A 3,404-nucleotide genomic window follows, 5' to 3' on the forward strand; every position below is an offset into this window, starting at 1 on the left:
ATCATGGACCATCTGGCCGGCACGCATATGTGTTTCGTCACCGCCGGCATGGGCGGCGGCACGGGAACCGGTGCAGCTCCAATCATTGCCCAGGCGGCGCGCAAGGCCGGCATCCTGACGGTTGGTGTCGTCACCAAGCCGTTCGCCTTCGAAGGCCGGCGCCGCATGCAGATGGCCGAAGAGGGCATCGAGCGGCTGCGCGAGAGCGCCGACACGGTGATCGTCATCCCGAACCAGAACCTGTTCAGGATCGCCGATGCCAAGACCACCTTCGCCGATGCGTTCGTCATTGCCGATCGGGTGCTCTATGCCGGCGTCAGCTGCATCACCGATCTCATCGTCAAGGAAGGCTTGATCAATCTCGACTTCGCCGATGTCAAATCGGTGATGCGCGACATGGGCCGAGCCATGATGGGCACCGGTGAGGCCTCCGGTGAAGGCCGCGCGATGAAGGCGGCCGAAGCCGCGATCGCCAACCCGCTGCTCGACGAAGTGTCGATGAAAGGCGCCAAGGGCGTGCTGGTCTCGATCTCCGGCGGCAGGGACATGACCCTGTTCGAGGTCGACGAGGCCGCCACCCGCATCCGCGAAGAGGTCTACGAGGATGCCGACATCATCGTTGGCGCCATCTTCGACAAGGGCATGGAAGGCCGCTTCAGGGTCTCGGTCGTGGCGACGGGCCTCGACCGTGCTTTTGGTGCCGAGGATGCCGAAGCCGGCATCGCCCGCGACCACGCCGGTCAGCCGGCGCGGACGCTTCAATAAGTCATATCGCGCGTTTATCCTCGCCAAGAGATAATTTTCTCGGGGGAGACATCGCTGAATAGCAATTGCATTGCCGACGGATCAGATTGACTGGCGCAACTATTGTGTTCGGCTGTATCGATCTCTGTACGGTTGCTGCTACAAGAATCCGACATAGACGGCCATCTATACTGGCTACCCGTATCGTTCGAGCGACGAGAGGCGCGGCTTGGAATTCGACTTGAAAACCATCGAAGCGCTTGCGCCCGATCAGGCGTCGTTGAGCGCCGCGTCCAGGCTGACCAAGCAATCGAACTGGCCACGACTCGAAAAGAGCGATCAACTGGGGCTCCTCTGGGGGGAATGCCAGGGTTCCGGCTCCAATCCCTACCGTGTGGTCGTCGACACCGGCGACCATGGCTACAAATGCACCTGTCCATCGCGGAAATTTCCCTGCAAGCACACTTTGGCGCTGATGTGGATTGCAGCCACCACGCCGGCCAGTTTTGCCGCCGCAGGCTCGACGCCGGAATGGGTGAATGATTGGCTCGGCCGCCGCAGGAAGACCACATCGCAGCCGGCTGAACCAGCGCCCGGTGCGGGAGGCAAGAGCATCGGCGAGGCCTCGCGCGACGACGAAAGCGCTGATGTCGAGGACGCCGCCGCGGTCGAGCGCCGCGAGGCAGCGCAGCGCAAGCGGACGCTGGATACGCAATCCGCGGTGTCGGCGGCGTTGGATGAGCTTGATCAATGGATCGCTGACCAGTTGCGGCTTGGCCTGGCCGGTTTTGTCGACAACAGCAGTGACCGTTGCCGCCGGATTGCGGCACGGCTGGTCGACATGAAGGCGACAGCGCTTGCCGGCCGCATCGACGAGATTCCGTCACGGCTGATGGGGCTGCGCAGCGAGGAGCGCCCGGACGCCGCGATCCGCGAACTCGGCAAGCTTGTGCTGGTGGCCAAGGCCTGGCGATCGACGCCAGGCGACGCCGAACTGAGGCGGCTCGTATCGACGTCCGAAAGCCGTGAGCAGGTTCTGGCCAATCCCGATGCCAAACAGGTCGAAAGCGTCTGGGAGGTGCTTGGCGAGAAGATCGAGTCGCGCCGTGACGGTCTTGTCAGCCATTCGACCTGGCTGCTCGACCTGAAGAGCGCGAGCCCGCAATTTGCTCTCTTGCTCGACTATTTTCCGGCCTCGGCCGGTCGCCGGTCGAACGCCTTCACACCGGGCGACCGGTTCGATGCCAGGCTGGTCTTTTACCCGGCACGCCAGCCGCTGCGGGCCTTGGTGGCGGACCGCAAGGGCGACGTCCCGACAGGTGAGTGGCCCGATTTCGGCTTTCACACAGCCGATCCGCTCGCGGCGCATGCTGTTCACCAGAACACAGCCCCTTGGCTCACCGATTGTCCTGTCATGCTGCCGCCCGGCGCGATCCTGCTGGACGATCGGGGCGCTGCCTGGTGGCAAGCCGCCGGCGATCCGCATGGTATCGCCTTGCCGATTGCCGACACCGTCAATCCAACGCTGCTTGGGCTGGACCTTATGGCAACGGCAGCACTTTGGAATGGCAGCCGGCTTGACCTGCTGGCGGCGCAAAGCGGTTTCGGGAGGCTTGACTTGTCGTGAACGAGATCGAGCAGACCGGCCTGGCGGCCATGCGCGACTGCTGGATCACCGGCGGGACCACCTTCGACCTGGCTCCGGGCGCGTGGAAGGAGATCGCCGGCGGTGCCAGCCCCGACGAGCGCGAACGCCGGCTGCTGGCGATCGCCGCACAAGCTCTCGACATTGCCTTGCGGCCAGCCGCGCCGAAGACGCTGAAACGCCGCCCGCAATTGCCCGAACTCGCCTTGCCGATGCTGCCGGAACGGCTGCGGCCGCTGTTGCGAGCCGCGCTAAAGCATGCCGCCGACACAAGAAGCAAGTCGCGTGTGGTCACGCTCGTCGCCAGCCGCGGCTTCGTGTTGCATCCGATGGACTGGATGCCAGCCGCGTCGGATCAGAGCAGTCCGGACGTTTATGCACCCTGGGTCGACTGGCAGGCAGGCGCGGACGGCGAAAAACCTGCAAGCCAGGAGCATCTGACGGTGGAAAACTGGGATGACTTCTATCCCGCCGCACGCCGCACCGCGCTCGCCGATATGCGCCGCACCGCACCGGCTTCGGCTCGGCAACTGATCGAAACCAAGGCCTCCGGAGAGCCGGCGGAGATCAGGATTGCACTCGTCGACCTGTTGCGCTTCGGCCTGGGCGCCGATGACGTGCCATTCCTGAAGAGCCTCTCCGCCGATCGTTCCGGCAAGCTGCGCGAGCTCGCTGGCCGGTTGCTGGCAAGATTGGGAGAGCACGGCTCGCCAGGCGATGGCGGGCCGGAAGATCCGACGGCCGAACTCGCTGCCTTCATCGCTGAAGGCAAATCCGGCTTCATCCGCCGCCGCACCACCTACACGCCGGCAAAACTCAAATCGCCGGCGCAGGAAAGACGTCGCGCCGAACTGTTCGAGACCTGTAACCTGGTCGACCTCGCCACGCGCTTCGGCACCACCGAATCCGAGTTTATCGGGGCGTGGCAATTCGGCGCCGAGAGCAATGCCGATATCCTTGTTGCCCGAATGGTCGCCGCGTCGGGCAGCGACGCCGCGGTGACGCACATGGCGGA

The 3,404-nt window shown here is 64.4% G+C and carries 3 protein-coding genes; all 3 read left to right on the forward strand.

Translation table 11 applies throughout. The features are described from left to right. The coding region (locus EOD15_RS31105; protein WP_127409157.1) for a cell division protein FtsZ at positions 1–765 on the forward strand (765 nt) is incomplete at its 5' end. Between the two features lie 220 nt (positions 766–985). After that, the gene (locus EOD15_RS31110) at positions 986–2,371 is read left to right on the forward strand and encodes an SWIM zinc finger family protein (protein WP_245463817.1); all 1,386 of its coding nucleotides are present in this window, start codon (positions 986–988) and stop codon (positions 2,369–2,371) included. Then, a partial coding sequence (locus EOD15_RS31115; RefSeq protein ID WP_127409158.1) for a DUF5691 domain-containing protein occupies positions 2,368–3,404 on the forward strand: 1,037 nt, incomplete at its 3' end. The genes EOD15_RS31110 and EOD15_RS31115, both read left to right, overlap by 4 nt.

Origin of the sequence: Mesorhizobium sp. M7A.T.Ca.US.000.02.2.1 (genome assembly GCF_003996995.1) — a bacterium.
In the GTDB taxonomy this organism is placed as follows: Bacteria; Pseudomonadota; Alphaproteobacteria; order Rhizobiales; family Rhizobiaceae; genus Mesorhizobium.